The sequence below is a fragment of the Microbulbifer maximicatervae (SeqCode) genome (genome assembly GCF_052467065.1).
On the sequence record NZ_CP174299.1, the window covers coordinates 5,088,940 to 5,110,964 of the forward strand.

Genomic DNA, 22,025 nt, shown 5'->3' on the forward strand with positions numbered 1-22,025 from the left:
CTCCTATTCAGATTCAGTTTCTTGCGCGGGTACGGCTTCGCGTTTGGTTGGGGTGGTAATGTCGTTTTGTTTGAGCTTTCGCTGCCAGGCAGCGGTTTGCTTAATCACATCGTCCGGCTTTTTGCCTCGGCGGCGGATGGTCTGCTGTGGGCTGGCCAGTACATTTTCCAGCAGGGTTTCATCGGCGCTGGCTTCATGAACCGGATTAATCCAGGGCATCACCGGGGTAATAAAATCGACGTGCATTAATGTGGATGGATCGACATCACTCGGCACTTTGAAGGCATCCGCCAGTAAACCCATCTGCACCCAGCGGCGGGTGGCCGGCTCTACAATTTCCTCACAGAATTCCAGGCTGAGGGTTTCGTAGTTTCCCCACTGCTCTACCAGCTCCTGACGTTGCGAACTATAAGTACCGTTGTAGTTTTTGCTGATGCTGCTAAAGCTGGCCATGGTTCCGGCGGCAGTCATGCGGTGCATGGTTTCTAAAAATGGCGTTAGTAGACCACTGGGGCGATTACTTTGAATGGTGCCGACAGATTCCCCAGGGCGTAGATTGTCGTAGATAGCACCAGCGCGAATATCCAGGGTCCGATTTCCTTCATCATCAACGTCGTTCTGCGAGTAATCATCTGGACTGCCCTTTTGAATAAAGCCGACCATGGCTGAGGCAATCTTGGCGGCAACACGCTCATTTTCTTCATAGTCTTTAATATCAGTAAGGCGATTCATTACCGCTGCAAAGATGGAAGCCCCTCGGGTCTGGTGCAGCCTGCGTACAAATTTCAGGTGCTCGATATTTTCCGCGCTGTGGAGCCTGCGTTTCATGCGCCAGTTAAATGGGGCCCCGGGGTGTTCGTCGTACAACCAAAACCCTGATGGCTCGCCCCAGGCAGATTTTTGAATACCTTGCACAATACGCTTGCTAGGGTCGTTGTAATCCACCGGCAGGAAATCTGGCTCTAGGCATTCGATGGTGTAAGGCACCGGGGTGCGGTGTTTTAAGCCGGGCACTGTGCCTTGCAAGTGCCGCATTAAAGTTTCACCATCGCGCAGCCAGGTATTGCACAAAAGCCGCTGGGCTTTGCCCCAGCTGAACTGCCGGGTGCATTCCGGGCGCCGCGCCCATTCCTTGTGAGCGTCATTCATTTGGCTGGCAAAACCATCGTGGATATCGCCATCCCAGGTTTTGGGTTGGAACTCCACATCGATGCCGCGTGGGCCGACGATGTTGTTGACCAAGGTGGTGAGAATGCCAAAGGCAAAGTCGTGGTTTTGCTCCAGGTGTCGGGCTTGGCCGCGCAGGGTTTCCACACTGCCTTCCAGCACCAGATCACCGCTGCGGTTATCACCGGGGTTTTTGCGCAGGCGACTGGGGCGCGCGGCTTCATAGGCGGCGGCGATCTCCAGGGCACGCCGAGCTTGTACACGGCGCAAGGCAGCCTCGGGTGCAAAAAACCCGATGACAGAATCTAATTTATTCATTAATTAAAGTTCGCGTAGGCGGGCCCTGGGCGTTTGCCGGCGGCCTTTAAGGTTTCAGCAGTTGCGCGGCGCTCCCACTCCTGACGGCCCGCGCGGATTTCCTGCAGGTTCTCGGCAGTAAATTGGCGGCCATTAATCACCGTGGTTTTTCCGGCGAGCACGTCTATCTCGGCCTCGATATAGAGGTCGACCATTTCTTGAGGCGTTTTAGACATTTAACTATCCAGTAAGGAACCAACAGGCTGTGCTGGCCGGAGTGGCTTTTTAGTGGTGTGCGTTGATTCAGAGCCCCGATCAGACTCACTAAACAAAGTGCGCTGACCTAAACGCGCTTCAAGAGTTGACCATTTTTTCTCAGTCTTTTTGTGTATTTCCATGGCGTAAGCTGCGTGTAGGGCATAAACCTCGGTATCTGTGCCCTCATTCGGTCTCCCGGGTCGCTGCTGCCAGGTCTCTCTACCTTTGTGTTTTTTACTCGGTGCTTTTACTTCAGCAGTTACCTGCTCCCAGTAATCCTGTCGCACATGCTTACAGCTGTGCATATAGGCACTGGTGCCTAGTAGTCGCCTGGCAATCAGATCTTTGGCCTTGTGAGTACCTACCATGTATACCTTCACTTCATGGCGGTCTGCTTTAGTAGCGCGCGTAGGATTGTTAACTTCAGCTTTCTTTGGATGGGAAAATATTTCTTTACTACCAAAGTCTCTACTGTCGCCCTTAATCGCCATCACAAGAACGCGACGATATTTTCTTTTTCTGGTTCTTACCCACTCATATACCGCGCCGCTGGTAGTTCCGTCAGAGGAATCGATACTCACCGCAGATGCGTAAATCTCACCAAATCGCTCATGCTTAAAGCTTTGAAAAACTAACTTATCCAGTGCATCCCAGCAGCTATCACGCTTATCAACCGTGTCGCCATCAATTTCGCCCCAGTACATTTGCCAGCTTTCTTCATTGCGACCAAATGCGCGGATGGTGATTGCCAGTCGATCGTGCTGGACATCGACACCGGCAGTCACCAGCAAACCTCCAGCAGGACAAAACAGTTCTGGGTAGTCTTCAGCAGCTTCTTCCAGTTTCTCGTGGTCCAGTAACCGATTGGCAGCATATTTATAAGGTCTGCCTAACTTGTTGTTTTGGAATACGATGCGTGCAGATTCATCGCCGCTTCTGGCTTCGTGCTCAGCCTCTAAGAAATCCCTAACGACCTCCGCCAATCCTGTGCCAGGGATACACACATAAAGCTCCGATAGCTCCATAAACGTCTCTATCGGCTCTATCTCATCCTGCTCATAGTCTTCGCCACATTGGGTTTTAACCCAGCCGGCAAATTCATCACCGTTTTCACGCGCTGTTTTACAGGTCTGCAATATGTTGGCTTGGCGGCGGTAGTCATCCCATTCACTGCCACACTTGGGGCAACCGTAAATTGCGGTTTCTGGCTGATTCAAGCCGAATACCGGGTGCGGTGTGCCTCCCTCTTTTTCCAACCAACTGACGTTTTCCCAATCCAGTTCATGAGAATCACCGCAGTCATGGCAAGTAACCGGCAATACACGCATGGTGCCAAGTTTGGTGTAGTGCTCCACCTGGGAAAGATCCGCAACTGCAGGGGTGCCGCCGATAATTAATTTCTTATTGCGCATTCGCTTGAGGCGTTCGCGGAGGTGGCGAATGGAATCGCCCTGATCACCAACGTCTTTATTAGTATCGTCCGGTTCCTCCACATAGCCGCGCTTGGCGGTCGTGGATTTAACATTGGAGACGGAGTTAGAACCGACTGTACGCACTTCCCCACCAGGGAATACTTTTCTGGTAGATCTGTTGCCTAGCTTGCGACTAGTGGAGACATCAATCACACGCGCTACATTCGGCGAGCCCTCAACAATCTTCACGAACTTTTCGTCCATGAAGTTCTGGCCTTTTGAATCCTTAGGAAAGAGCATCAAAACCCGCGCGGGATCAGTCACCGCCACCTTACAGATATCTGCCGCTAACAGTACCGTCCAGCCAATCTGCGCCGCTTTTTGCATTACCACCATCCAGGAGACTTGGCTATCGAGCGCGTACATTACGCCCCAGAAATAGGGCACAAAATCTACTCTGTAATATCCTGCGTTATCGCTATCTTCGGATGGCAGTTTGATATTTTCTGGCAACCACTCAATCAGCGGGATTTTAGGCTGCGGTATCCAGGTCTGGCGTACCTCCTTCACCAGCCTCTGTAAATTCAATCTCGTAACCGCCAATAGTTCTGAGGGCAGCTTCAATGTTTGGCTGTAGGGGTTCTCTGTCGACGGTAATGGCATACTGACTTTCGATAGCAATAATGATGCTCTCTACCGCTCCTATAAATTCATTCTTTCCAACGGTGGACCACTCCACCATCGCCTTGCGCGTTGACTCAACATCAAGGATTAATTGATCCTCTCGATACAGTTCGCGCATTTTTAGTTTTGCATTAACTTCAGACTCAATCGCCTGGGCCATATCGCGACGATTTCGGGCCTCATTCGCCTGGCGGCCTGCGGCCTCGGTTCGCAGTCGCTCGCAATATTCATGAAGCCAAACTTCGTAACTGGCGCCTACGGTAAAAACCTCAGCCTTGAAGTGTTTGGCAATAGCAGGTTGAGTAGCACCAACCAGGCGAGCAAAACCAGACTGAGTGGCCTGATCATCAAGTGATAGGTTGTCAGCCAAGGTATAACCCCCTAGGAAATTTCAGATATCTGTTAAAAAAACACGGTCCGAATTACCCGTGTGCTACCCCCACTCAGGAGGACCCATTCAGCGCCTCTTCGCGGTCGCAATCGCATGATCCATGGCTTTATCAAGTTCTAATGGCAAATGCCTACGAGCTATGCCGTCAGCAATTCGAAAGAAAGGAAAGCGCTTGCGGTAGTCTGGCTTTCCCTTTAGGAAAATAAGAATGGGCTTTACTTTAGGACGTCTCTTACCCCCAGCCCTTTTCCAGACACCCAACACTCCGTTTACCTTTCCTACAAAGTGCTTGCCTGTGGGCCCTTGAGCACTATTTGCCCCGCCCTTCTTGGTACCTGAACCAGCACGGAGTTCTGCCAGAATCTTCTTATAGGTACCGACCGAGATATTCCCATGCCGGTTTAGCCTTGCTGCTTTTCCATGCACGGCATACATACCCGCAGGCAGTACACCTAAATGCCGCAGGGCACGCTCAAATCTCTTATCGTTGCGCTTTACATCGATAACCGACGGTGCCAATTATTAACTCGGTGCTGTGCCGTTGGTTGCTTGATCACGGATAAAGATCTTCGCAACACCTGAGCGCTTAGTGGCTTTCTTCACCAGTACAGAGTTCTGTGTTAGCTTCGCTGGACTTGTAAAGATGCGTCCAATTGCTGCGCGCTCCTCTCCGCGTATACGAAAGGCCACGTTATTTAAGGCAACCGAACTGGCATAAGGTAATTGCTTCTTCAGTTCAGCAGCTGCTCGATCGAACTTTGAGGTATCGAGCTTTACATTAACGTCCATCTGAAAAATATTCCTACGTTATTTGAACCTCTAAATTATTTCCTTAAAAACAAGCAAACCATATAGAAACCGTATCACCTAAAATAAAAAACCCGCACTAGGCGGGTAAAATTAACAATAACTTAATTAAATCTCAGAACCTAACATCTATTTACAGAGATGATGCATCCCCATAAGCATCATTCAACAACTGCTGCAAAGGTAAAGTATCCGATATAAATTCTTCACCGTCCTGGTTTATTGCCCGAACACTAACAAAGTATTCATCAATTTCAGAACCAGCATCTTTTGATATTATAAGATCAACAGGCTTCATATAAAAATCATAAACCCATTCTGTAGGAATAACCAACTGTGCCTCTCCCTTTCCAAACCACAGAGAATCAATAATAATGCCGCTATCACGACTGGTTGGCAGACCAGAAATATGATTCCTTAGGGATAACTTTAGTGTACTATCATTAACTTTTAGTTTTTCTATATCAACTATCTTACTTGGGGTCACATCAATAAGGCGACCCGAAATCTCAAATAGCGGTTCACCTAATTCATCTGATCTACCCGCACCTGTGAAACTATCACTTTCTGATACAAAAGCTATAAACTCAAAGTCATCAAAATGCGAATATAAAGGTTCCAAATGAGGTATCTCAAAATTAAGCTGTCGATACACCCAAGCATTATTTACAGATCCTCGATAGTTTCCAGCAGCCCCGCCCCAATGGTATTCATGCAGCCTGAATTTTTTCACTACCAACTTGGCTGCTTCAATAAAGTCTATTTCGAGAGACACAGACGCAGACGCAGAATCAGACTCTGGATGCTCAACATCTACCGTCAAAACTACAGAGTTAATATCATTTCCAAATGGTAGGTGATATAGACCAAAGTTGGATACACGCGCGTCCTGCACCTCATACTTAAATGTTTTTGCTTGTACATTTACAACTAACAGGGCTGCAAAAATTGCCGCAACCTTCATGGCTTTTATAAGAATCATAAAATCTATTCAATATCAAAAATAAAAAAACACACAAATCAAACAAAACCACAAAAGAGTAGTTTTATTTAATTTAAACCAAAATAGAGCAAAAAATCTTACATTAGATTATGAATTAAGTACACATTGTTTTTTTGGAGGATTACTTGGTACAGAATCCCAAAATACGGATAATCCTTAACAAAAAATACGTATTCGCAAATAGAAATACTGCATCTAAGAAGAAAAACACAAACCCTCAGATAACATCATGATTCTCCACACTCTCTTTCCTGCAGCTTTAAACGCTTGTGGTTGTAATACCAATTAACCATCAGGCCCGCCGCAGCTATCAGCACTCCAGCAAGGCCTAACCAGTTATCCGCGAGCCAACCAGCGAGAGTTCCAGCACCAATGGCAGTCATATAGCCAGCCTTATCTGCTAATTCTCTTAGGGTATCGTGAAGTGTCATGACTGCTTCCAGGCAATAGTTGCCTTCTCAACGCTGCGCCCCACGACATAACCACCGAGGCCGATTTTTACTATTTCCAGAAGGGCGAGAGTCTGGTTCTCGCTGAGGTTTGGCGCTGTCCACCCCAACCAATGAAAGACGATCAGCCCCACGAACGTGAGCATTGTTACTGGCCGCCAGTTTCTTTGTAGCCATGACTCTCCTGAAGCCTCTGAAGTAATTACCTGAGTAGCTGCTTTCAGCTCCTCCAGATCCATCACAATCAGCTGTGAATCTACTTGAGCTTTTAGGCGGTTGGCCTCAGTCTTGTCTGGAAAGGCTTTGTCTATGACTTTGCCTATCAAATTGGAAATGGCTGAAATCATTAGTAACTCCAGACAGTGGGGCGTATACACTTACCAGGAATTGAATCAAGGTCATCCAAATGTATAAACCGCTTTTTGATCGAACCCTTTTGCTTCACTCCTATCCCAGTGAAGCCCTCCTCTAAGGCAATATTCAAAAGCTTATGCGCCCCACTCAAAGCCACTGAAACATCAACAGCTTGTCCGGTGGCGTGGGTCATAGTGGCATTTAACCGAGTGTTTTGTGCTGGACAACGATAACCGGAGTTGACGATCATCGGATTACCATAAAGCTCTCTGACTCGAACCAAGCGCCTGAGGGTTTTATCTTTGAAATTGTTTTTGCCACAGCAGCGACAAGACAATTCCGCTTCTGTGAAATAATCGTTATCAAACATGAGAGCACCAGAAACAAAAAAACCCGCACAAGGCGGGTTAATTTTTATGAAATAAGTATCGCTACTGAGCGACTATCTAAGATTTCTTAACTGATTTTAGCATACAGCACATCTTAAACCTTAAGTCAAAACTTAAGGATGCGTTTAGAAGTCGTAAGCTTCACTCAGCATATCTTCAAGATATACATCATGAGTTTCAGACTCCACACCTTCCGCGTCTTTAACTTTAATAACTATGGATGTTTCATCACCATCAGGACCAGGTGATGTTGAAGCTTCTAGCTTATATGCTTCATAAAATTTTGATTCACCACCAAAAGGTGCGTGAAAATAGTAAACTTCTTTCCCTTCCCCAAACCACAGCAATTCGACAACAAATGCCATTTCAACATTATCACCACCGTTTGAATTTGGATCAAAAGTTGGGTTATCTCTTAGAGATAATTCAACCTGCTTACCGTCAACTGTGAACGATGCAACATCAACAATCGTGCTTGGAGTCGCATCAACCAACTGCCCATTAACGGTAAATAGTCTTTGGTCAAAGTTCAGTGAACGCTCTGCCCCAATAAAATTTTCAGCCTCAGAGACATAACCCTCAATGCTGATCATTGTATCAATTGAGCTTTCGGCGTCCAGGCCATCTACTACAACATCAAGCTGACGATACACCCAGACGTCATCAACGGTCGCTTCATGTCTCCAACCTTCGTCATCCACCTGGAAATTGCTTACTGACAGACTGGGTGCATTAGGAAAGTTAATTTCCAACGAAGTAAGTATAGCGGGGGACCATTGATCCTCCTGATCAACAGTCAAAGTTACAGAGCTAGCGCCTTCTAAATCTAGGCCAGGGTACTGTATTTCACCACTAGATGAATCTAGATCTTGAAGTTCGTATTGGAACGTTTTAGCTTGCGCGCCGAAGGCCAGCAGGGCCACAGAAACAGCTACTGTTTTGACGGTATTTCTAAAAAACATAAAAACTCACCAAAAAATATATTGAATATACTAGTGAAAAAGGAAGTAAAACTTACAGTACACCTTAAACTAAGTAAATTAAATTGAACTTAATTTAACATCCTTTTCCAGTACGATATTACCAAATAAAGAAACTCAAAATTTCACAAGCAACATCTTTCTCATTCACTCGAATTAATACAAACAGAGCGCATAAAAACCCAGCACCTGATCACACTTTGTAAAACAGCCACTCAAAAAAATACATAAAGTGCGATTAAAGCTTGAAGAAACTTACTGAGCTGACCAACTTCCAGGCACAAAAAAACCGGCTCAGTGGCCGGTTTAATTTTGCAAAGCAGAAAAACTGCACGCTAGGAAATTTATACCCCCTCAGGACAAAGCTGTCAACGAGCGGCTTTAAGCCGCCCTCTGTACTCCTGTACAACTTCAGAAATAGACCCTAAAGCCCTTGCAGGTAAAGGGTCCAAGCGCCGTTGCAAACGTTTCCAAATTTTTACCCACTCCCTATCCCACCGCTTTTTGTCACACCCTAAAATTGTCCGCGCTTGGCCCAGGTCTATTAATCGGCCATTTACATCACGCAGTGCACACGCATTAATACAAAATAGCGCTAGCTGGATAACCTTTTCTCGCGGGTGCGGTTCCTGCCATTTGTCGAACTCACTCATCAAGTATTTCAGTAGTGCCGCTCGCTCTTTGACTCTTGAGGCTGGCGGGGCGTAGGCGGCCATGCCCCAGCAGTATGCCAACGGATCACTCACTCTCAACTTTGCGACTGTATCTTGGATTAATCCCTTTTCACAGGCATCCATGATGCGGTTGCCGCTGTCCTTGGCACCGGGGGTTTCTTTTGCAACTAGTGTTGGGGCTGCAACCCGGCAAATAACTTGGTTGGCCCTACCCTGCACTTCTCCGCGAATTACAACTTTTCGCCCTCGCCCAGCTGAGGTAACCGTACTTCTGCCGCCCATGGCTTCATAATCAAATGCAGCGGTGGAGCTATCAAAGGCGTCGTGCCACGCTTGTCTAGCACTTTCGAATTTCATGTCATGCCCCCCAAGCAATTTTCAAGCAACCAAAAACCAACCAGACACCCCGTCAAGCAGCCTTCGGCATACTCTCGTAGTAATCCTGAAATCGCCTTTCAGCTGCGTGCAAATTATCGCGGTGATAGGTGCCCAGGTAATTTATGTGGCCCTGGTTTATCCAGAATTGGGTAACCACCGTATTCGCGAACACAACCTCCTCAAGGTGAGCGGACTTGGTTATGAGAATCGTAATCTGAGCGCAGAGCCTTTTGGCCGCTGTCGCTCTCTTTCCAGATCAAGGTAATAGAGACCTCTCAGGCATCACGCAAGCCCGAAGGGTCATAGTCTATATAGCCACTGGTGCCATCAATGGGAGTCATATCAACAGAACCACGAGACTCTTCACCGGGCTCAAGATCCAACATGCCCGCTACTTGAGAATAAAAACTGCCATCATCACTGCGATAAAACTTAGTTTTATAACCTTGTGCCATAGTCATAACCTCATCGGGTTGTTTCGTTAAAAGTCTGTGGGTTCAGTGGAAGACTTGGCGCTATACGTCAAGCATACCTCACCTAATGGGTGATCCTGGTCTAGTGCAAACTCGGTTTGGCTAAGCAGGAACAAATCACAGATGTCCTCCAGAGAAGCATCCTGCAAGACGCTTTCAATATCCACCGCTGCTTGGTTGGTCTAACGCCGCATACATATCGCTGCTAGTTTCCACCACCGCAGCAACCGTCAGATCAAGTTGCCGCTCGGTACCGCAATTCATTTCATGTTCGGTGTTCTCAACTGCAAAGCCCACCACAATAGCCGGCAGTTTTTTGGAATCAATTTCTTCTGTGGTGCCAGGAGGTGGGAATATGTAGCCGGATAGATTTTCCAGCTTGTTTTGTACGGCATCGCGGGTTGTTATGCGCTGGGTCATTGGAGTGTGCTCCAGGAATTTCGGGCATAAAAAACCCGCTGGTGCGGGTTTGTGTGTCAATAACACAGCAACGCCTTACTTTACCAGCCATTTTCGTTTGTTTCGGACTCAAAGAAGCTTAGGGGTATATCTTTTTATCGCTATAGCATTAACAGCGTGATCTACGGAGATTTAGGTATACTAATATAAGATTTATTAGACACACTTAATAAGATATTTTAAATAGCTACACATGCATAAAAGCTAAGAAAAATCCATCACATCAGTTTGTAAGTCTTTCACCTGTCTACTCAAACGTTTTTTGAACTCAAAATTGATCTCATCTTCTTCGAGCTTCCCGATGTCCAACTCAAAATAATCAACAAGAACTCTCCCCTTCTGCTCAATATCATACCTATCAAAATTGGGGATATAATTCGTTTCATATTTACGATGGGTTAGCTCCTTAAATGCTCTTACAAACTTTTTAGGTTTAACATTAACTTCAAATCGCCCTGACAACCTTTTAACATAGTGATCCAAAGTGTGCAAGAGACTCTCATCGCTTATTTCTGAAAAGAAAAACAGCCACCCCTTACTCTTGTTTTCATAGATGCACCCAGTAATCCTAAGATTCAACCTCCACAGCAAAAACCCTTTACTTTTTCTTTTTGAATATTTGTAGCTTGTAAATATTGAAACCAATGACTCTTTAAGTCTTTCAACTGATGCTGCTCTGGCAGTTACTAAATTGGGAGAGAATTTATAGCCTAAATATTCAAAGCCATCACTAATCGGACCGATACTAGATTTCTCTGGAAACTTCTTAGGATCATGTATTTTTAAGCCAACTCTTTTGAATTTACCAACAACAAGATCAATTATTTTATAAGCGTCTTTTAGCGAGCAGAAGATTAACACATCATCGACATACCGATAATATTTAACCCCCTCGATAGAACGCAGATTTTTATCAATATTGGATAAATAGATTGCGGCCAAAATATTAGAAACAGCTAAACCTTGAGGAATCCCTCGCTCCAAACGAAGATCTGACGGCCTGGAAACACTAACTGTGGGGGACGATATTGCTGAAGCAATAATTCTTTTTATATTTTGATTTCGTATCTTCCTTCCTAAACGAGAAATCAACTCAGCATGCTTAACTGATGGGTAAAAATTAACCACATCCAGCTTAATGCATGCTTCATAACGGTTACTTTCTATATCAGCTTTCACCTTCCTTACTACGTTCTGAGGTAGGTCAAACCCAACACTATCTTTAAATATTTCCGAAATAAAACCACACAGTGTACGCAGAGCAATTCGATCTCGCACAGTGGGGATTGATATTTCTCTTGGAAGTTTTCCACGACCTTTACTTATGAGCTTTAATTTATACTTTGTGAAAGTATAATTCCCAGATATTACCTTCCTTGAAAGAATTTCAACCTGCTCATCCAACTGGGACCTAAAGGCATACTGATCCAAATTATCTATCCCTGTAGCCCTGGAATAAATAATATGATCTACAAATACTTCTTTAAGGTTTTCTTCAGAAAAATACCACTTAAATTTATCGCTAATATTCACTTTAGGAGCACTTATTATCTGAAACAAAAAGCAACAAAAAAATAAAAACAGGCAAAGCGTATAAAAGTGAAAGCAAAATCAAGCGCAGCGTAAACCAGCAACCAACTACCGACCAATGAAACCAAGTAGGGCATCGATCTAAACCTTCCTTAAGGCCAGATTCTTTATCTGCCTTTCCTTTTGTTGAGATATGCTCTATGCATAATGCCCGATAATAATCTCTACTTAAATGGTTTTCGCAAACGCCTAGAAGTTGATCATATTCATCATTCAACTTAGAAATATCTGAATTTTGGTTTTTCGATTTTTTATATAGGCTATTTATCTTCTCATAGCACTCTTTTATTAGCCCAGCCCTTTTCTCAAAAGAGAGACCATTAATAAAGCCTGACATACACAGAACTAGCACTGAAAATACAACCCAGGCTATTTCAGAAGTTTCCGAGGCACCATTAGCTGATTTTAAATAATATACTGCTGAGGCGACACTAGAAAATGAGTACCACAACAACAGAACCCGTGACTGAAAAGCATTAGATAAAAGCCGATTTTCAGCTTGAATTTTAGCCTTTCTTGTCCACCACATATTATCTGAAAATGCCATCCCACCTCCATTGTAAGATGTCCCAGGGTGTCATCGAGTTACATAGAGTTAACACCCAGTTTTGGGCAAGCCACTAAGGCTAAGAGGCGAGCCTCTTCAATATTAGTTGCACTCACAAGTGAGTGGACAGTATAAACTGCCACACCCTAGGACCAAACCAGTTTATCATCTAAACCTTGATTACAAAACTAATCCATAACAGTTAATTCAAAAATAGTATTTCTGTGCATTTTTTACCCTTCCAGAAAATTTTAACAACTTATTCGCTGCGAAGCTCTATCTTGACCTGAATATTTTAAAACCATTCCGGCTTCGATATTGAAAATAGACCCTCTACCCATATACATTCACCCGCCAAACAATCCCACCGTCCCCGAGCCGATTGCGCACCGTATACGCCACACCACCAAGCGTAATAATCACCTCAGAATTGTAAGCCCCCACCTCACTCACCAGCAAACTCAACTCGATACGCAGCACCCGCACACGCTCATCTTCCTCGAATTCGTCAACTTCCCGATCTTTTATCACGCGGCAATCGAAATGCTCACCACCGCTACCATCTTCATATGCTCCATTTGCGAAACGCGCGCTCTGCAGCCCTCTGATCTAAGCCCATGATGAGTTAGGGCTTCACTATGCCCGGTACGCCGGTGAATTTAAGCGCAAGGCTGGCAGCACCTGCGCCGGCAGCTTCAGCGGCAAAGACCATTTCGACGGTGATATCACCAGTGGCTGCAGTGGCTGCGTTATTATCAAACGACTTCGAAACAACCATCCATGTGAGAGTTTCACCCTGATTGATCTCGGCGGCGGATAGCTTGGGTACGGTGAATACACCATCAATACCAATTACACCTGACTCACCCACGGCGTTATCATCTATCGCCACACCTAGCACTGCACCGACTGGCACCACCTGGCCAGAGGTAATAACCGCGCTGGTGCCGTTGGTGTAATCCAGCATGCGCCCGTCTTGTAGAAAATTTTTAACCATTTCACTTTCCCTCGATTGGGTTAATAATTGAAAGCAAAAAGGCCGCGCAATGCGACCTCTTCTATGAGCGTTGTTCGAACTAGCAGTTAGCTGGTTTTTGGGGCTCCAGGCTTTGGCTGCGACATCCAGGCGGACTTTGAATTCCACGCCATCGATATCCCAGCTATTTTACTCTTCTAAGACTGGTGCTTGCTGACCATCCAGATAGAGCACTTCGATAGTGTCATGCACTACCGGGTCGGTATTAAGGTAGTTGCCAGTCCTAACGCATCCCAGGCTGAAGTTTGGGTTGCCTATGAGAAATACCCAGCCGGCCTAGTGCAAAAGATTTTTATCTTCGCGGATTTAGTAGAGCTCTACTTCGCCTCCCCTCAGTACACCAAACACATAAAGCTGCAGACTCAATAAGACTACCATCGCTACAGTCAGCGTGTTCTCGCGGTATTTGGGGAGATGGAACCAGACAATATCAGCTCCCCGCTAGTGCAAATGTTTATGGATGCACGCGGCGCTGAGTACCCCACCTCAGTCAATAGAGAGCGAACCTTTCTAGGCATTGTGATGAAGTGGGGCAAAGCCAGGGGCATCGTGAAGATTGAAGACCCCACAGCATTAGTAAAAACAATTAAAGCAAAGCCCGGCGGGCGCTACGTAGAAGACTGGGAATACCAAGCCTTTTGGCAATGGCTGGGTGATCGCGGCCACGTGATGCACCAGTGTGCTATGGAAATCAGCTATTTGTGTGCAGCCAGGCAGCAGGATGTACTCGCCCTCACCCGTGCAGACATCCAAGAAGATGGCCTATTGATCGTGCAAGCCAAAACAGGCAAAGCCCAACTAAAGCTATGGAGTTCAGCGCTCAAAGAAGCCGTTGATCACGCAGTAGCCACTAACACAGAAGCCCAAATCCAAACCACCCATATCATCCGCAGCCGTGTTGGCCGCGCCTACACCCGCACCGGGTTCAATGCTATTTGGCAAAGAGAACAACGAGCGGCGCTAGCTGCTGGGGCAATCAAGCAGCGTTTTCGCTTTCACGATTTGAAAATTAAAGCCGTCAGTGACTTTGACGGCGATGTGCAGAAATTTACCGGACATAAAACCCGCTTGATGGCAGAGCGATACAATCGAACAGCAGATAAAGTTGTCAGCCTAGACCGGAAGCAACCAAAGAAAGGCAAATAATTTAGTTAGCCTACTGCTCCGTATCTTCTTTGTTTTCTACAACATCAATGCGAGCATTTCGTTCAAGCTCAAGTCTCAGTACAGCTCTCAAATCTTCAACTGATTCAGGTGATAAAGCGGCTTGCTCATCTTTCACTTTAGATAACTCAACTGCAATTGCGTGAGTTAGGTTACTTATTGATTCATCAGAGAGAGTGACTGGCTGTAAAGACACAGGAGAATTTAGATTTACGGAAATATCTTTATTTTGGGAGTAGATCTGCCCTATAAGCGCACCAACAGCTACCAAGGCTGAAAAAACTGCTGCCCAGAACATCTTTTTTGTAAGCTTGACTCCGTGCCTTGCAACTTGAGCACTTTGCTTGGCTGCACCTGCACTCACTTTCGCTGCCTTCGAACTGTCAGCAGCAATTGTATTTGCAAGTTCAGCAGCATGCACTGCACGCCTCGACAGTTCGGCCTGATTTCGCTCCAATCTATCACGGCCAAACCTTTCAAGATCTTCGATTCGCATCTCTATAATAGGCAAGAATGAATCAATGACTCTTGTCACTTTATTTTGCTTATTCTTCAGTTGTTGATACAAACCAGAATTCACTCCAGGCTCCACAGAAAGCGCCTCCAAGTCTTCAGAGACCCCATTCAGAGCTTGACGATCGCACTGCAGCGCCCCTTTCCAGCTCCTATATTCAGAGAGAGCTACCTCCACGCCTGACTCATCACTCAGGGATAGCCTTTCTTCTATTTGGCTGGACCTTTCTTGCAGCTCGGTGAATTCATAAGCGACAGCAAGAGCTTTTTTAATTTTCTCTAAATTAGCTTCCATATTGCTCCAGCCCCTATGACATACATCCTTAAAAACATAAAACCTCAATATAGATTGAGGCCATAATTACCACACCAAATTACCACACCGAGGGCAGAAACGAAAAAACCCCGCACTAGGCGAGGTTTTAACTCCTTGATAAACAAGGAAGAATCTGGGGTGGCCGACGGGGATCAACCCCGCAAGCTAGGCCCGTTACCCTACCACTGATAAGCAAACTTCAACTTAATACCATATAGCTCATCATCAAAGTTCAAGTCATCATCTTCGCTAACACCGCCATAAATATCGCCACCTATCACCCATGAGGAATCAGAAAATCCTGAAAAATAGTAGTTATAGAGTAAGGAAATCCCGTGATAACGAGTCGAGACTCTACCTCCACTATCGTAACCAACAGTCCCCAGAAATGTTCCCACAGAGTGGCGATCGGAAGACACTAAACGCTCCCAACCAATACCATAACCTTCGGTCCAACCGGCATGTTCTGAATAGCCCAATAAACCCAAAGTGGCAAAGTATTTATCTTCATCTCGGTTAATTGCGTACTTTGCCCCGAGCCCACCATGATCCCCACCCACACCTAATGAAAAGTTTGAGTCCCCAGCCGCAGAGGCGAAAGCAGAACAAGTTAGGAAAAATACGGACAGCAGATACTTCATTACAGCTCCAAGCTACTTCTTAGTGATCTCAACAGGAGGGAGGGGGAATTTTTACCGCCTGATGGACATGGCTCAAGACCTGCCAACATCAAACCTCAACATAGATTGAGGCTAAAATTGGCACCATAAATTGGCACCACGGGGCCTAAAACTAAAAAACCCCGCACTCGGCGGGGTTTTAAGTCCTTGATAAACAAGGAAGAATCTGGGGTGGCCGACGGGGATCGAACCCGCGACCTCAGGAGCCACAATCCTGTGCTCTACCAACTGAGCTACGGCCACCATAAAAGTGATATACTTCAGCACCTTGTGGCAGTACTGATTGCCGGATACCTCTTGCAGCCAATCTGGCTTCAGACTAAGTCCTTTTTGCCAAACCAGCACCATCTTGTGAAGATGGCACGCCCGGCAGGACTCGAACCTGCGACCATCCGCTTAGAAGGCGGATGCTCTATCCAGCTGAGCTACGGGCGCAAGGTGAACCCGGAAAATTGGTCGGGGCAGAGGGATTCGAACCCCCGACATCCTGCTCCCAAAGCAGGCGCGCTACCAGACTGCGCTATGCCCCGTTTTTCCAATCATTCGCACCTCTTTGACCCTGTTAACCGCCCCGTAGGTGGTTGTGTAAGTCGCTGTAGCTGCGAAGTGCGTGCATAGTAATGATACCCCCGGCCCATGTCAACGCTTCTAAGCTATTATTTTTAAAGAAGTTTATCCTTTTGCCTATCTGGGCCCAGAAGTGGCGAAATTATTTCCAACCTGTGCGAAAATGGCGCACTTCGCGAATCCGACCGGATAAAAAGTAAGCGTTTTTAAAAATCGCCGGCTTCCGCCCTTCTATATAAAGTAGGTGCTGAAGCAGATTCCGGTCTATTAGCCATCGATTTTTTACTGTTAGAGATAGTATCTATGTCTGCACTGGTTCTGGACGGCAAGGCCCTGGCACAGAAAACTGAAGAGGAACTCTCGGCTCGGGTAGCCGTACTAAAGGAAAAGAGTGGTGGCCAAACGCCAATCCTGGCGACCATTCTGGTAGGTGATGACCCCGCCTCCGCCACTTACGTAAAGATGAAGGGCAATGCCTGCCGCCGAATCGGCATGGACTCCCTCCAGGTGGAACTGCCCTCCTCCACCACCACTGAGCAGCTGCTCGCCAAGATCGAAGAACTCAACACCAACCCCAACGTCCACGGCATTCTGCTCCAGCACCCGGTACCGGCGCAGATCGATGAGCGCGCTTGTTTTGATGCGATCAGCCTGGAGAAAGATGTAGACGGTGTAACCTGCCTGGGCTTTGGCCGTATGGCAATGGGCGAAGAGGCCTATGGTTGCGCGACTCCTAAAGGAATTATGCGCCTGCTGGAAGCCTACAATATTGAACTGGAAGGCAAGCACGCCGTGGTTGTGGGTCGCAGCCCCATTTTGGGTAAGCCGATGGCGGCCATGTTGTTGAATGCCAATGCCACCGTGACTATCTGCCACTCCCGCACCCAAGACCTGGCCGAGCATATCCGCCGCGCCGATATCGTAGTGGGCGCCGTGGGCAAGCCTGAGTTTATCAAGGCCGAGTGGATTAAGGATGGCGCTGTGGTTGTGGATGCCGGTTACCACCCCGGCGGTGTCGGCGATATCGAGCTGGGCCCGCTGGCTGAGCGCGCTGCCGCTTACACCCCGGTACCCGGCGGTGTTGGTCCCATGACCATCAATACCCTGATCTATCAATCTGTCGATTCCGGTGAGCGTAAAATTGGCTAACCTGATTCGTCTGGATAAAGCGGTCAGCCAGGTCACCGACCTCTCCCGCACTGATGTAAAGCGCGCCGCCTGGGCGGGGCGCATTACCGTCAATGGTGAGGTGGTCACCAATGCGGCCACCAAAATACAAGTCAGTGATGAGTTGTGCCTGGATGATGAGCCCCTGCACGAGCCGGGGCCCCGCTACATTATGTTGAACAAGCCACTGGGCTATGTCAGTGCCACCAAAGATGGCGAGCACCCTACAGTGCTGGACCTGATTGATGAGCCTAATAAGGAAAAGCTGCATATTGCCGGGCGCCTGGATATTGATACCACCGGCCTGGTGCTGCTTACCGATGACGGCCAGTGGTCCCACAAAGTGACCTCCCCCAACCACCATTGCGACAAGACCTACTACGCTCTGTTGGCCGAGAAAATTGAGGAAGATGCCGTGGCCAAGCTTGCCAAGGGTGTCTGGCTCAATAACGAAAAGAAGAGAACCAAGCCCGCCAAGCTGGAGATCCTCTTTGCCAACGAAGTGCGCATCACCATCGGTGAAGGGCGCTATCATCAGGTGAAGCGTATGTTTGCGGCCCTGGGCAACAAGGTATTGGAGTTGCACCGGGAAAAGATCGGCGAAATCATCTTGGATGAAGAACTTCAGGAAGGTGATTACCGCCTCCTGACCCCTGAAGAAATTGCCTCTATCAATTAAAAAAAGATATGTCAGCCCTTCTACATCAGGAACTTATCCAGGCCCCAGAGGAAACCCTGTGGATCGCCGATGAAAACAGCAAGCCCCTCTTACACCAGGAGGGGTTTCATTTTGCCGGGGATTTAATCAGTAACCGCTGGGATATTGCCGAACTCGCCGAAAATACGGTGAAGCGGAGCTTCTTCAATGATTTCCACTTTGAAGAACTGGACCGCAAATACCGCCGTATTGTCTACGCCGTTTCGAAAGAAAAGGCCGTAGTTCACCATGTTATTGATTGTGCACCCCACTTCCTCGGTGAAGGTGGCGAATTGATTCTGCTGGGTGAAAAGCAAAGCGGAATCAAAAGCTACGCCGCCAAAGTGGCCGAGCGCCTGGGCACTGCCAAGCACTTGCAAAAAAACGGCAACGACTACCTGAGCAGTAATGTTGTCGCTCACGAGGACACCGGCAATCCAATCAGTGAGCTTCAGTACGCCCAGTTACAAAAGCTGCCCGAGCTTGGCGGCCTCTACTCCAAGCCGGGATTGTTCGGCTGGAACAAAATCGATAAAGGCAGTGCCCTACTCGCCCAGCAATTAACGACGGAGTTGCCACAGGACGGTTCTCGTATTGTTGATCTCGGTTGTGGTTATGGCTACCTGAGTATGCAATTAGCCGCTTTGGGTAAATATCATTTTACCGCTACGGATAATAACGCCGCTGCTCTAGTGGCCTGCCGCAAAAATTTTACCGAACAGGGAGTCGAAGGCATCGTTGTGCCCTCTGATGCAGGCTCTGAACTGGAAAGTGAAATCGCCGATCTGGTACTGTGCAATCCTCCTTTCCATCAGGGCTTTCAGGTGGAGGGAGATTTGACCGATCGCTTTCTGCAACAGAGTGCGCGGATTCTTAAATATTCCGGCACTGCGATTTTTGTGGTGAATGAATTTATTCCCCTGGCGAAAAAAGGGCCCCGCTATTTTTCCCAGGTGGATTTAATCACCAAAGAGCAAGGATTTTGCGTATACCGACTGCGCCCCTAAGAGCTGGGGCGCAGGCCGGCAGCAGTCGCCTGGAAACAGGATTAAAGGCTAGTAATCGCGCAAATTAAACAAGTTCATCGACAGCGTATGCTCTTCCAACTCTTCGAGTTGTCGCAATCGTTCGAATGCATCCCGTGCCGATGGGGTTTCAGCGCCCTGGGCAAGATCCCGATATTGATCGGCCAGGTAGATCTCGATATCCATGGCCAACTTGGCAATCTGCTCCAAGTCTTCAATATCAATGCCGCGCAAGCGCTGCAAAAATTCTTTCTCTCGCCCTTCCGGGGCAAATTGCACCCAGGTATGTAGGGCTCCAGGGGGCAGGTCTTCATGGAAATTTTCCAGTGAGTGCTTCATGGAATCTTCCCGTCGTCGCAGCTGATCCAGCAGCAACTCGACCCGTTCATTGGTGGCAAGCTGCTCATACTCTTCGTACTGCAGCGCCAACTTGGCATGAAAATCCCTTCCTTCCTGAATCACTTCCTCAACAGTTTTGTACCGCATCAATCGATCCCGGCAGAACACTTCGCTCACCTTGAGTATAGTCACGAGGTGACAAAGGGCGCCAATGAATATCACTATTAAAGTGACAGGGATTTTAGGAGCCGGCCTCTGTGGGGGCTGTCGAGATTAGCGAAGCTGGCTCATGCGGTAATCCAGGCGCCGATTGGGGTTGGCGGGATTGATCTTTTCTGGGGCCCTGGCCGCCAGCTCACCTTTGCGCAGAGTTCTTCTGCTCACTGCCAGGATATGATTCTCATACTGGGGCATATAGGCCATCCAGGCACCGCCGAGTCGCTCACGCATAGCTTTATCGCGCCAAGCACTGTTCTGTAGCTCGGGCCTATCCCCGAAGTTGCTGACCAGCACGCCATCTTTATGAAGCAGGCGCATCAGACTGGAGCACCAGGACTTATCGGCGGGCACCGCTCGCTGCGCTACGCCTCCGCAGTGCCCAAATAAGTCGTCAATCACCAGGTCGAAAGTGCTGTGAGAGGGTCGCTTCAAGTGATCGCGCACAAAATCACAGGCATCCGCACACACCAGCTCAACATCGCGCACATCAAAGAAGCGACGGGCAATATCCAGGTGCACCGGGTCCAAATCTACGCCGACAATACGCTTAGCGGAGGTAAACGCCTGTAAAAGGCGAATCAGGGCACCGCCACCAACGCCGAGCACCAATACCGAATTCAAGCGCTCTTCAGGGAGGAAAAATGCCGGTAGCAGCAACAGCTCCCAAAGGGAGCCCTTGAGGGGATCGCGGGGATTCCACTGAGAATGGAAAACCCCATTGCTGTAGAGGCGCACACTCGCGCCATGGTTGCGCACCTGGTAGCAGGTATCGCCAACCTGCTTTTGCCAAAGCAGCGCCATCAGCTCGCCGGGAGGTCTGAGGACTTGAGCAATACCCGGGCAAAATCCTGTAGGCCCGCCAGGTCTTCCTCGCTAAAGCGCGCCACACTGGGGCTATCGATATCCAACACTCCCAGGCAACGACCCGCTTCGTCATAGAGCGGCACCACCACCTCTGAAGCTGACACGGCATCGCAGGCGATATGGCCGGGGAACTGATGCACATCCTCTACCAATTGGGATTCACCGGTCGAAACAGCAGTACCGCAAACACCGGCGCCCACTGGAATCCGGGTACAGGCAGGCTTGCCCTGAAAGGGCCCCAAACGCAGCTCATCACTGTAGAGGAAATAGAAACCGGCCCAGTTGATATCTTCCAACTCCATAAACAACAGCGCACTGGCATTGGCGGTGTTGGCCAGCCAGTCTCGCTCTCCAGAAAGCAATCCTTCCAGCTGCCCATTTAAGGTGGTGTAAAACTTGTTCAGCGACATACCTAGCGCCCCTTGCCCACTTATAATTTCAAATCGTGTCAGCTAAAACTGGCAAACCCGCAAAACAGTATCCTGCGGGAGGCAGGTATTTTGCGGGCTTTGGCGAGGGAATCAATATGCAGAGTGCAAAATTACTGGTAGGGATCGACCACTGCGGGTTCTTCACCGGTCTCACCACGATACTCATCGGCATCTACAGTTGGGCGAGACCACTCGCTTTCATCATTGTTGCTACGAGTGTTCGACTGGATAGCCGGCGGCGCGCTGGTAACGTCTGACTGCATCAGGTTGCGCGACTTTTCAAAGCGGTCTTCCACTTTTGGCTTGGGCGCAACTTGTGCGGAGTTGCCGCTACCTTCGCGGCGAATGCGGTTAGCCATAGCACTCAGATTAGGGCGGCGACGCTCCGCAAGCTTCACGGCTTCCAACTCACTGTTCAGGCGGTTGATCTCCGCCTGTAAATCTCCCATCTGCGCTTGAAGTTCAGTAATCTGAGTCAACACACCTTTTACTTTACGACTTTCCTTTTCGTACATCACGGCGGCGCCGCCAAAGGCCAACGCAAAAATGACCAGGATGGAAAACTGACGCATAGCAAACTCCGGAAACTGCACTTGTTATTCTGAGGGGCATTTTTACAGCATATTTTTTCTATCTTCCGAGAAATTGCGCATAAAAAACAAGTTCAAACGCCCGCCGACGCCTTGATAGTCACC

General features: G+C 47.9%; 29 protein-coding genes and 3 tRNA genes. 5 read left to right on the forward strand and 27 right to left on the reverse strand.

The window, feature by feature from the left end; all coding sequences use genetic code 11:
* Positions 1–3: 3 nt before the first annotated feature.
* The 18 genes from ACJJI1_RS22475 to ACJJI1_RS22560 form a co-directional block, all read right to left on the reverse strand.
* Complete coding sequence (locus ACJJI1_RS22475) at positions 4–1,485, reverse strand: phage portal protein (RefSeq protein WP_444958097.1); 1,482 nt, start codon at positions 1,483–1,485, stop codon at positions 4–6.
* Positions 1,485–1,700, reverse strand: a complete 216-nt coding sequence (locus ACJJI1_RS22480) for a DUF6148 family protein (protein ID WP_444958098.1) — start codon at positions 1,698–1,700, stop codon at positions 1,485–1,487. Before ACJJI1_RS22480 ends, ACJJI1_RS22475 begins: the two co-directional genes overlap by 1 nt.
* Positions 1,701–3,704, reverse strand: a complete 2,004-nt coding sequence (locus ACJJI1_RS22485) for a terminase gpA endonuclease subunit (protein ID WP_444958099.1) — start codon at positions 3,702–3,704, stop codon at positions 1,701–1,703.
* Positions 3,667–4,188, reverse strand: a complete 522-nt coding sequence (locus ACJJI1_RS22490) for a hypothetical protein (RefSeq protein WP_413662497.1) — start codon at positions 4,186–4,188, stop codon at positions 3,667–3,669. The genes ACJJI1_RS22485 and ACJJI1_RS22490 overlap by 38 nt, the downstream gene beginning before the upstream one ends.
* An 87-nt stretch (positions 4,189–4,275) precedes the next feature.
* Entirely contained in the window at positions 4,276–4,728 is a 453-nt protein-coding gene (locus ACJJI1_RS22495; protein ID WP_444958100.1) for a hypothetical protein, read from the reverse strand.
* 3 nt (positions 4,729–4,731) lie between these two features.
* A complete protein-coding gene (locus ACJJI1_RS22500; RefSeq protein WP_444958101.1) occupies positions 4,732–4,998 on the reverse strand; it encodes a hypothetical protein in 267 nt (88 codons plus the stop codon).
* A 151-nt stretch (positions 4,999–5,149) separates the two neighbouring features.
* Positions 5,150–5,998: a hypothetical protein gene (locus ACJJI1_RS22505; protein WP_444958102.1), complete on the reverse strand. Its 849-nt coding sequence runs from the start codon at positions 5,996–5,998 to the stop codon at positions 5,150–5,152.
* 248 nt (positions 5,999–6,246) lie between these two features.
* Positions 6,247–6,450 (reverse strand): holin, encoded by a 204-nt coding sequence (locus ACJJI1_RS22510; protein ID WP_444933593.1) that lies wholly within the window; start codon positions 6,448–6,450, stop codon positions 6,247–6,249.
* Positions 6,447–6,815, reverse strand: a complete 369-nt coding sequence (locus ACJJI1_RS22515) for a 3TM-type holin (RefSeq protein ID WP_444958103.1) — start codon at positions 6,813–6,815, stop codon at positions 6,447–6,449. Before ACJJI1_RS22515 ends, ACJJI1_RS22510 begins: the two co-directional genes overlap by 4 nt.
* The gene (locus ACJJI1_RS22520) at positions 6,815–7,192 is read right to left on the reverse strand and encodes a D-Ala-D-Ala carboxypeptidase family metallohydrolase (RefSeq protein ID WP_444958104.1); all 378 of its coding nucleotides are present in this window, start codon (positions 7,190–7,192) and stop codon (positions 6,815–6,817) included. The genes ACJJI1_RS22515 and ACJJI1_RS22520 overlap by 1 nt, the downstream gene beginning before the upstream one ends.
* A gap of 144 nt (positions 7,193–7,336) precedes the next feature.
* On the reverse strand, positions 7,337–8,173 hold the full coding sequence (locus tag ACJJI1_RS22525; protein ID WP_444958105.1) for a hypothetical protein: 837 nt from the start codon (positions 8,171–8,173) through the stop codon (positions 7,337–7,339).
* Positions 8,174–8,559: 386 nt separating this feature from the next.
* Positions 8,560–9,222, reverse strand: coding sequence for a hypothetical protein (locus ACJJI1_RS22530; protein ID WP_444958106.1), 663 nt, complete (start codon positions 9,220–9,222; stop codon positions 8,560–8,562).
* A 296-nt stretch (positions 9,223–9,518) separates the two neighbouring features.
* Positions 9,519–9,698 carry a hypothetical protein gene (locus tag ACJJI1_RS22535; protein ID WP_444958107.1) on the reverse strand — a complete coding sequence of 60 codons (180 nt, stop codon included), beginning with the start codon at positions 9,696–9,698 and terminating at the stop codon, positions 9,519–9,521.
* A 174-nt stretch (positions 9,699–9,872) separates the two neighbouring features.
* A complete protein-coding gene (locus ACJJI1_RS22540) occupies positions 9,873–10,136 on the reverse strand; it encodes a hypothetical protein (RefSeq protein ID WP_444958108.1) in 264 nt (87 codons plus the stop codon).
* Positions 10,137–10,379: 243 nt separating this feature from the next.
* Positions 10,380–11,708 carry a reverse transcriptase domain-containing protein gene (locus tag ACJJI1_RS22545; protein ID WP_444958109.1) on the reverse strand — a complete coding sequence of 443 codons (1,329 nt, stop codon included), beginning with the start codon at positions 11,706–11,708 and terminating at the stop codon, positions 10,380–10,382.
* A 1-nt stretch (position 11,709) separates the two neighbouring features.
* Positions 11,710–12,312: an SLATT domain-containing protein gene (locus tag ACJJI1_RS22550; protein ID WP_444958110.1), complete on the reverse strand. Its 603-nt coding sequence runs from the start codon at positions 12,310–12,312 to the stop codon at positions 11,710–11,712.
* A 333-nt stretch (positions 12,313–12,645) separates the two neighbouring features.
* On the reverse strand, positions 12,646–12,843 hold the full coding sequence (locus tag ACJJI1_RS22555; RefSeq protein ID WP_444958111.1) for a hypothetical protein: 198 nt from the start codon (positions 12,841–12,843) through the stop codon (positions 12,646–12,648).
* 94 nt (positions 12,844–12,937) lie between these two features.
* Positions 12,938–13,309, reverse strand: coding sequence for a capsid cement protein (locus tag ACJJI1_RS22560; protein WP_444958112.1), 372 nt, complete (start codon positions 13,307–13,309; stop codon positions 12,938–12,940).
* Between the two features lie 189 nt (positions 13,310–13,498).
* Between ACJJI1_RS22560 and ACJJI1_RS22565 the strand changes: the two genes are divergently transcribed.
* Positions 13,499–13,717, forward strand: a complete 219-nt coding sequence (locus ACJJI1_RS22565) for a hypothetical protein (protein WP_444958113.1) — start codon at positions 13,499–13,501, stop codon at positions 13,715–13,717.
* Between the two features lie 45 nt (positions 13,718–13,762).
* On the forward strand, positions 13,763–14,494 hold the full coding sequence (locus tag ACJJI1_RS22570; protein ID WP_444958114.1) for a tyrosine-type recombinase/integrase: 732 nt from the start codon (positions 13,763–13,765) through the stop codon (positions 14,492–14,494).
* A 10-nt stretch (positions 14,495–14,504) separates the two neighbouring features.
* Here the strand turns inward: ACJJI1_RS22570 and ACJJI1_RS22575 are convergent, their stop codons facing one another.
* The 5 genes from ACJJI1_RS22575 to ACJJI1_RS22595 form a co-directional block, all read right to left on the reverse strand.
* Positions 14,505–15,320 carry a hypothetical protein gene (locus ACJJI1_RS22575; RefSeq protein WP_444958115.1) on the reverse strand — a complete coding sequence of 272 codons (816 nt, stop codon included), beginning with the start codon at positions 15,318–15,320 and terminating at the stop codon, positions 14,505–14,507.
* 200 nt (positions 15,321–15,520) lie between these two features.
* Positions 15,521–15,982 carry a hypothetical protein gene (locus ACJJI1_RS22580; protein ID WP_444958116.1) on the reverse strand — a complete coding sequence of 154 codons (462 nt, stop codon included), beginning with the start codon at positions 15,980–15,982 and terminating at the stop codon, positions 15,521–15,523.
* Positions 15,983–16,188: 206 nt separating this feature from the next.
* A tRNA-His gene (locus ACJJI1_RS22585) sits at positions 16,189–16,264 on the reverse strand.
* Between the two features lie 115 nt (positions 16,265–16,379).
* A tRNA-Arg gene (locus tag ACJJI1_RS22590) sits at positions 16,380–16,456 on the reverse strand.
* 18 nt (positions 16,457–16,474) lie between these two features.
* Positions 16,475–16,551, reverse strand: a tRNA-Pro gene (locus tag ACJJI1_RS22595).
* Positions 16,552–16,891: 340 nt separating this feature from the next.
* Between ACJJI1_RS22595 and folD the strand changes: the two genes are divergently transcribed.
* From folD to ACJJI1_RS22610, 3 genes are read left to right on the forward strand one after another with little or no spacing between them, the layout of a single operon-like run.
* A complete protein-coding gene (gene folD / locus ACJJI1_RS22600; protein WP_444893404.1) occupies positions 16,892–17,737 on the forward strand; it encodes a bifunctional methylenetetrahydrofolate dehydrogenase/methenyltetrahydrofolate cyclohydrolase FolD in 846 nt (281 codons plus the stop codon).
* Positions 17,718–18,434 (forward strand): 16S rRNA pseudouridine(516) synthase RsuA, encoded by a 717-nt coding sequence (rsuA, locus tag ACJJI1_RS22605; RefSeq protein WP_444897766.1) that lies wholly within the window; start codon positions 17,718–17,720, stop codon positions 18,432–18,434. Before folD ends, rsuA begins: the two co-directional genes overlap by 20 nt.
* An 8-nt stretch (positions 18,435–18,442) precedes the next feature.
* On the forward strand, positions 18,443–19,459 hold the full coding sequence (locus ACJJI1_RS22610; RefSeq protein WP_444958117.1) for a class I SAM-dependent methyltransferase: 1,017 nt from the start codon (positions 18,443–18,445) through the stop codon (positions 19,457–19,459).
* Between the two features lie 48 nt (positions 19,460–19,507).
* Here the strand turns inward: ACJJI1_RS22610 and ACJJI1_RS22615 are convergent, their stop codons facing one another.
* From ACJJI1_RS22615 to ACJJI1_RS22630, 4 genes are all read right to left on the reverse strand, one after another.
* Complete coding sequence (locus tag ACJJI1_RS22615) at positions 19,508–19,963, reverse strand: hypothetical protein (RefSeq protein ID WP_444897768.1); 456 nt, start codon at positions 19,961–19,963, stop codon at positions 19,508–19,510.
* A gap of 126 nt (positions 19,964–20,089) precedes the next feature.
* Positions 20,090–20,836, reverse strand: a complete 747-nt coding sequence (locus ACJJI1_RS22620; protein WP_444958118.1) for a spermidine synthase — start codon at positions 20,834–20,836, stop codon at positions 20,090–20,092.
* Positions 20,836–21,309, reverse strand: a complete 474-nt coding sequence (gene msrC / locus ACJJI1_RS22625) for a free L-methionine (R)-S-oxide reductase MsrC (protein WP_444933654.1) — start codon at positions 21,307–21,309, stop codon at positions 20,836–20,838. Before msrC ends, ACJJI1_RS22620 begins: the two co-directional genes overlap by 1 nt.
* A gap of 131 nt (positions 21,310–21,440) precedes the next feature.
* Complete coding sequence (locus ACJJI1_RS22630; RefSeq protein ID WP_108735279.1) at positions 21,441–21,902, reverse strand: hypothetical protein; 462 nt, start codon at positions 21,900–21,902, stop codon at positions 21,441–21,443.
* Positions 21,903–22,025 lie beyond the last annotated feature (123 nt).

Excerpts from the sequence above, each read along its gene's own strand:
- msrC (WP_444933654.1), bottom strand. The coding sequence starts at position 21,309 with ATGTCGCTGAACAAGTTTTACACCACCTTAAATGGGCAGCTGGAAGGA.
- ACJJI1_RS22610 (WP_444958117.1), top strand. The coding sequence starts at position 18,443 with ATGTCAGCCCTTCTACATCAGGAACTTATCCAGGCCCCAGAGGAAACC.
- ACJJI1_RS22475 (WP_444958097.1), bottom strand. The coding sequence starts at position 1,485 with ATGAATAAATTAGATTCTGTCATCGGGTTTTTTGCACCCGAGGCTGCC.
- ACJJI1_RS22615 (WP_444897768.1), bottom strand. The coding sequence starts at position 19,963 with ATGCGGTACAAAACTGTTGAGGAAGTGATTCAGGAAGGAAGGGATTTT.
- folD (WP_444893404.1), top strand. The coding sequence starts at position 16,892 with ATGTCTGCACTGGTTCTGGACGGCAAGGCCCTGGCACAGAAAACTGAA.
- ACJJI1_RS22575 (WP_444958115.1), bottom strand. The coding sequence starts at position 15,320 with ATGGAAGCTAATTTAGAGAAAATTAAAAAAGCTCTTGCTGTCGCTTAT.
- ACJJI1_RS22535 (WP_444958107.1), bottom strand. The coding sequence starts at position 9,698 with ATGGCACAAGGTTATAAAACTAAGTTTTATCGCAGTGATGATGGCAGT.
- ACJJI1_RS22520 (WP_444958104.1), bottom strand. The coding sequence starts at position 7,192 with ATGTTTGATAACGATTATTTCACAGAAGCGGAATTGTCTTGTCGCTGC.
- ACJJI1_RS22630 (WP_108735279.1), bottom strand. The coding sequence starts at position 21,902 with ATGCGTCAGTTTTCCATCCTGGTCATTTTTGCGTTGGCCTTTGGCGGC.
- ACJJI1_RS22530 (WP_444958106.1), bottom strand. The coding sequence starts at position 9,222 with ATGAAATTCGAAAGTGCTAGACAAGCGTGGCACGACGCCTTTGATAGC.
- ACJJI1_RS22570 (WP_444958114.1), top strand. The coding sequence starts at position 13,763 with ATGGAACCAGACAATATCAGCTCCCCGCTAGTGCAAATGTTTATGGAT.
- ACJJI1_RS22515 (WP_444958103.1), bottom strand. The coding sequence starts at position 6,815 with ATGATTTCAGCCATTTCCAATTTGATAGGCAAAGTCATAGACAAAGCC.
- ACJJI1_RS22480 (WP_444958098.1), bottom strand. The coding sequence starts at position 1,700 with ATGTCTAAAACGCCTCAAGAAATGGTCGACCTCTATATCGAGGCCGAG.
- ACJJI1_RS22510 (WP_444933593.1), bottom strand. The coding sequence starts at position 6,450 with ATGACACTTCACGATACCCTAAGAGAATTAGCAGATAAGGCTGGCTAT.
- ACJJI1_RS22525 (WP_444958105.1), bottom strand. The coding sequence starts at position 8,173 with ATGTTTTTTAGAAATACCGTCAAAACAGTAGCTGTTTCTGTGGCCCTG.
- ACJJI1_RS22550 (WP_444958110.1), bottom strand. The coding sequence starts at position 12,312 with ATGGCATTTTCAGATAATATGTGGTGGACAAGAAAGGCTAAAATTCAA.
- ACJJI1_RS22620 (WP_444958118.1), bottom strand. The coding sequence starts at position 20,836 with ATGGCGCTGCTTTGGCAAAAGCAGGTTGGCGATACCTGCTACCAGGTG.
- ACJJI1_RS22500 (WP_444958101.1), bottom strand. The coding sequence starts at position 4,998 with ATGGACGTTAATGTAAAGCTCGATACCTCAAAGTTCGATCGAGCAGCT.
- ACJJI1_RS22580 (WP_444958116.1), bottom strand. The coding sequence starts at position 15,982 with ATGAAGTATCTGCTGTCCGTATTTTTCCTAACTTGTTCTGCTTTCGCC.
- ACJJI1_RS22505 (WP_444958102.1), bottom strand. The coding sequence starts at position 5,998 with ATGATTCTTATAAAAGCCATGAAGGTTGCGGCAATTTTTGCAGCCCTG.
- ACJJI1_RS22540 (WP_444958108.1), bottom strand. The coding sequence starts at position 10,136 with ATGACCCAGCGCATAACAACCCGCGATGCCGTACAAAACAAGCTGGAA.
- ACJJI1_RS22560 (WP_444958112.1), bottom strand. The coding sequence starts at position 13,309 with ATGGTTAAAAATTTTCTACAAGACGGGCGCATGCTGGATTACACCAAC.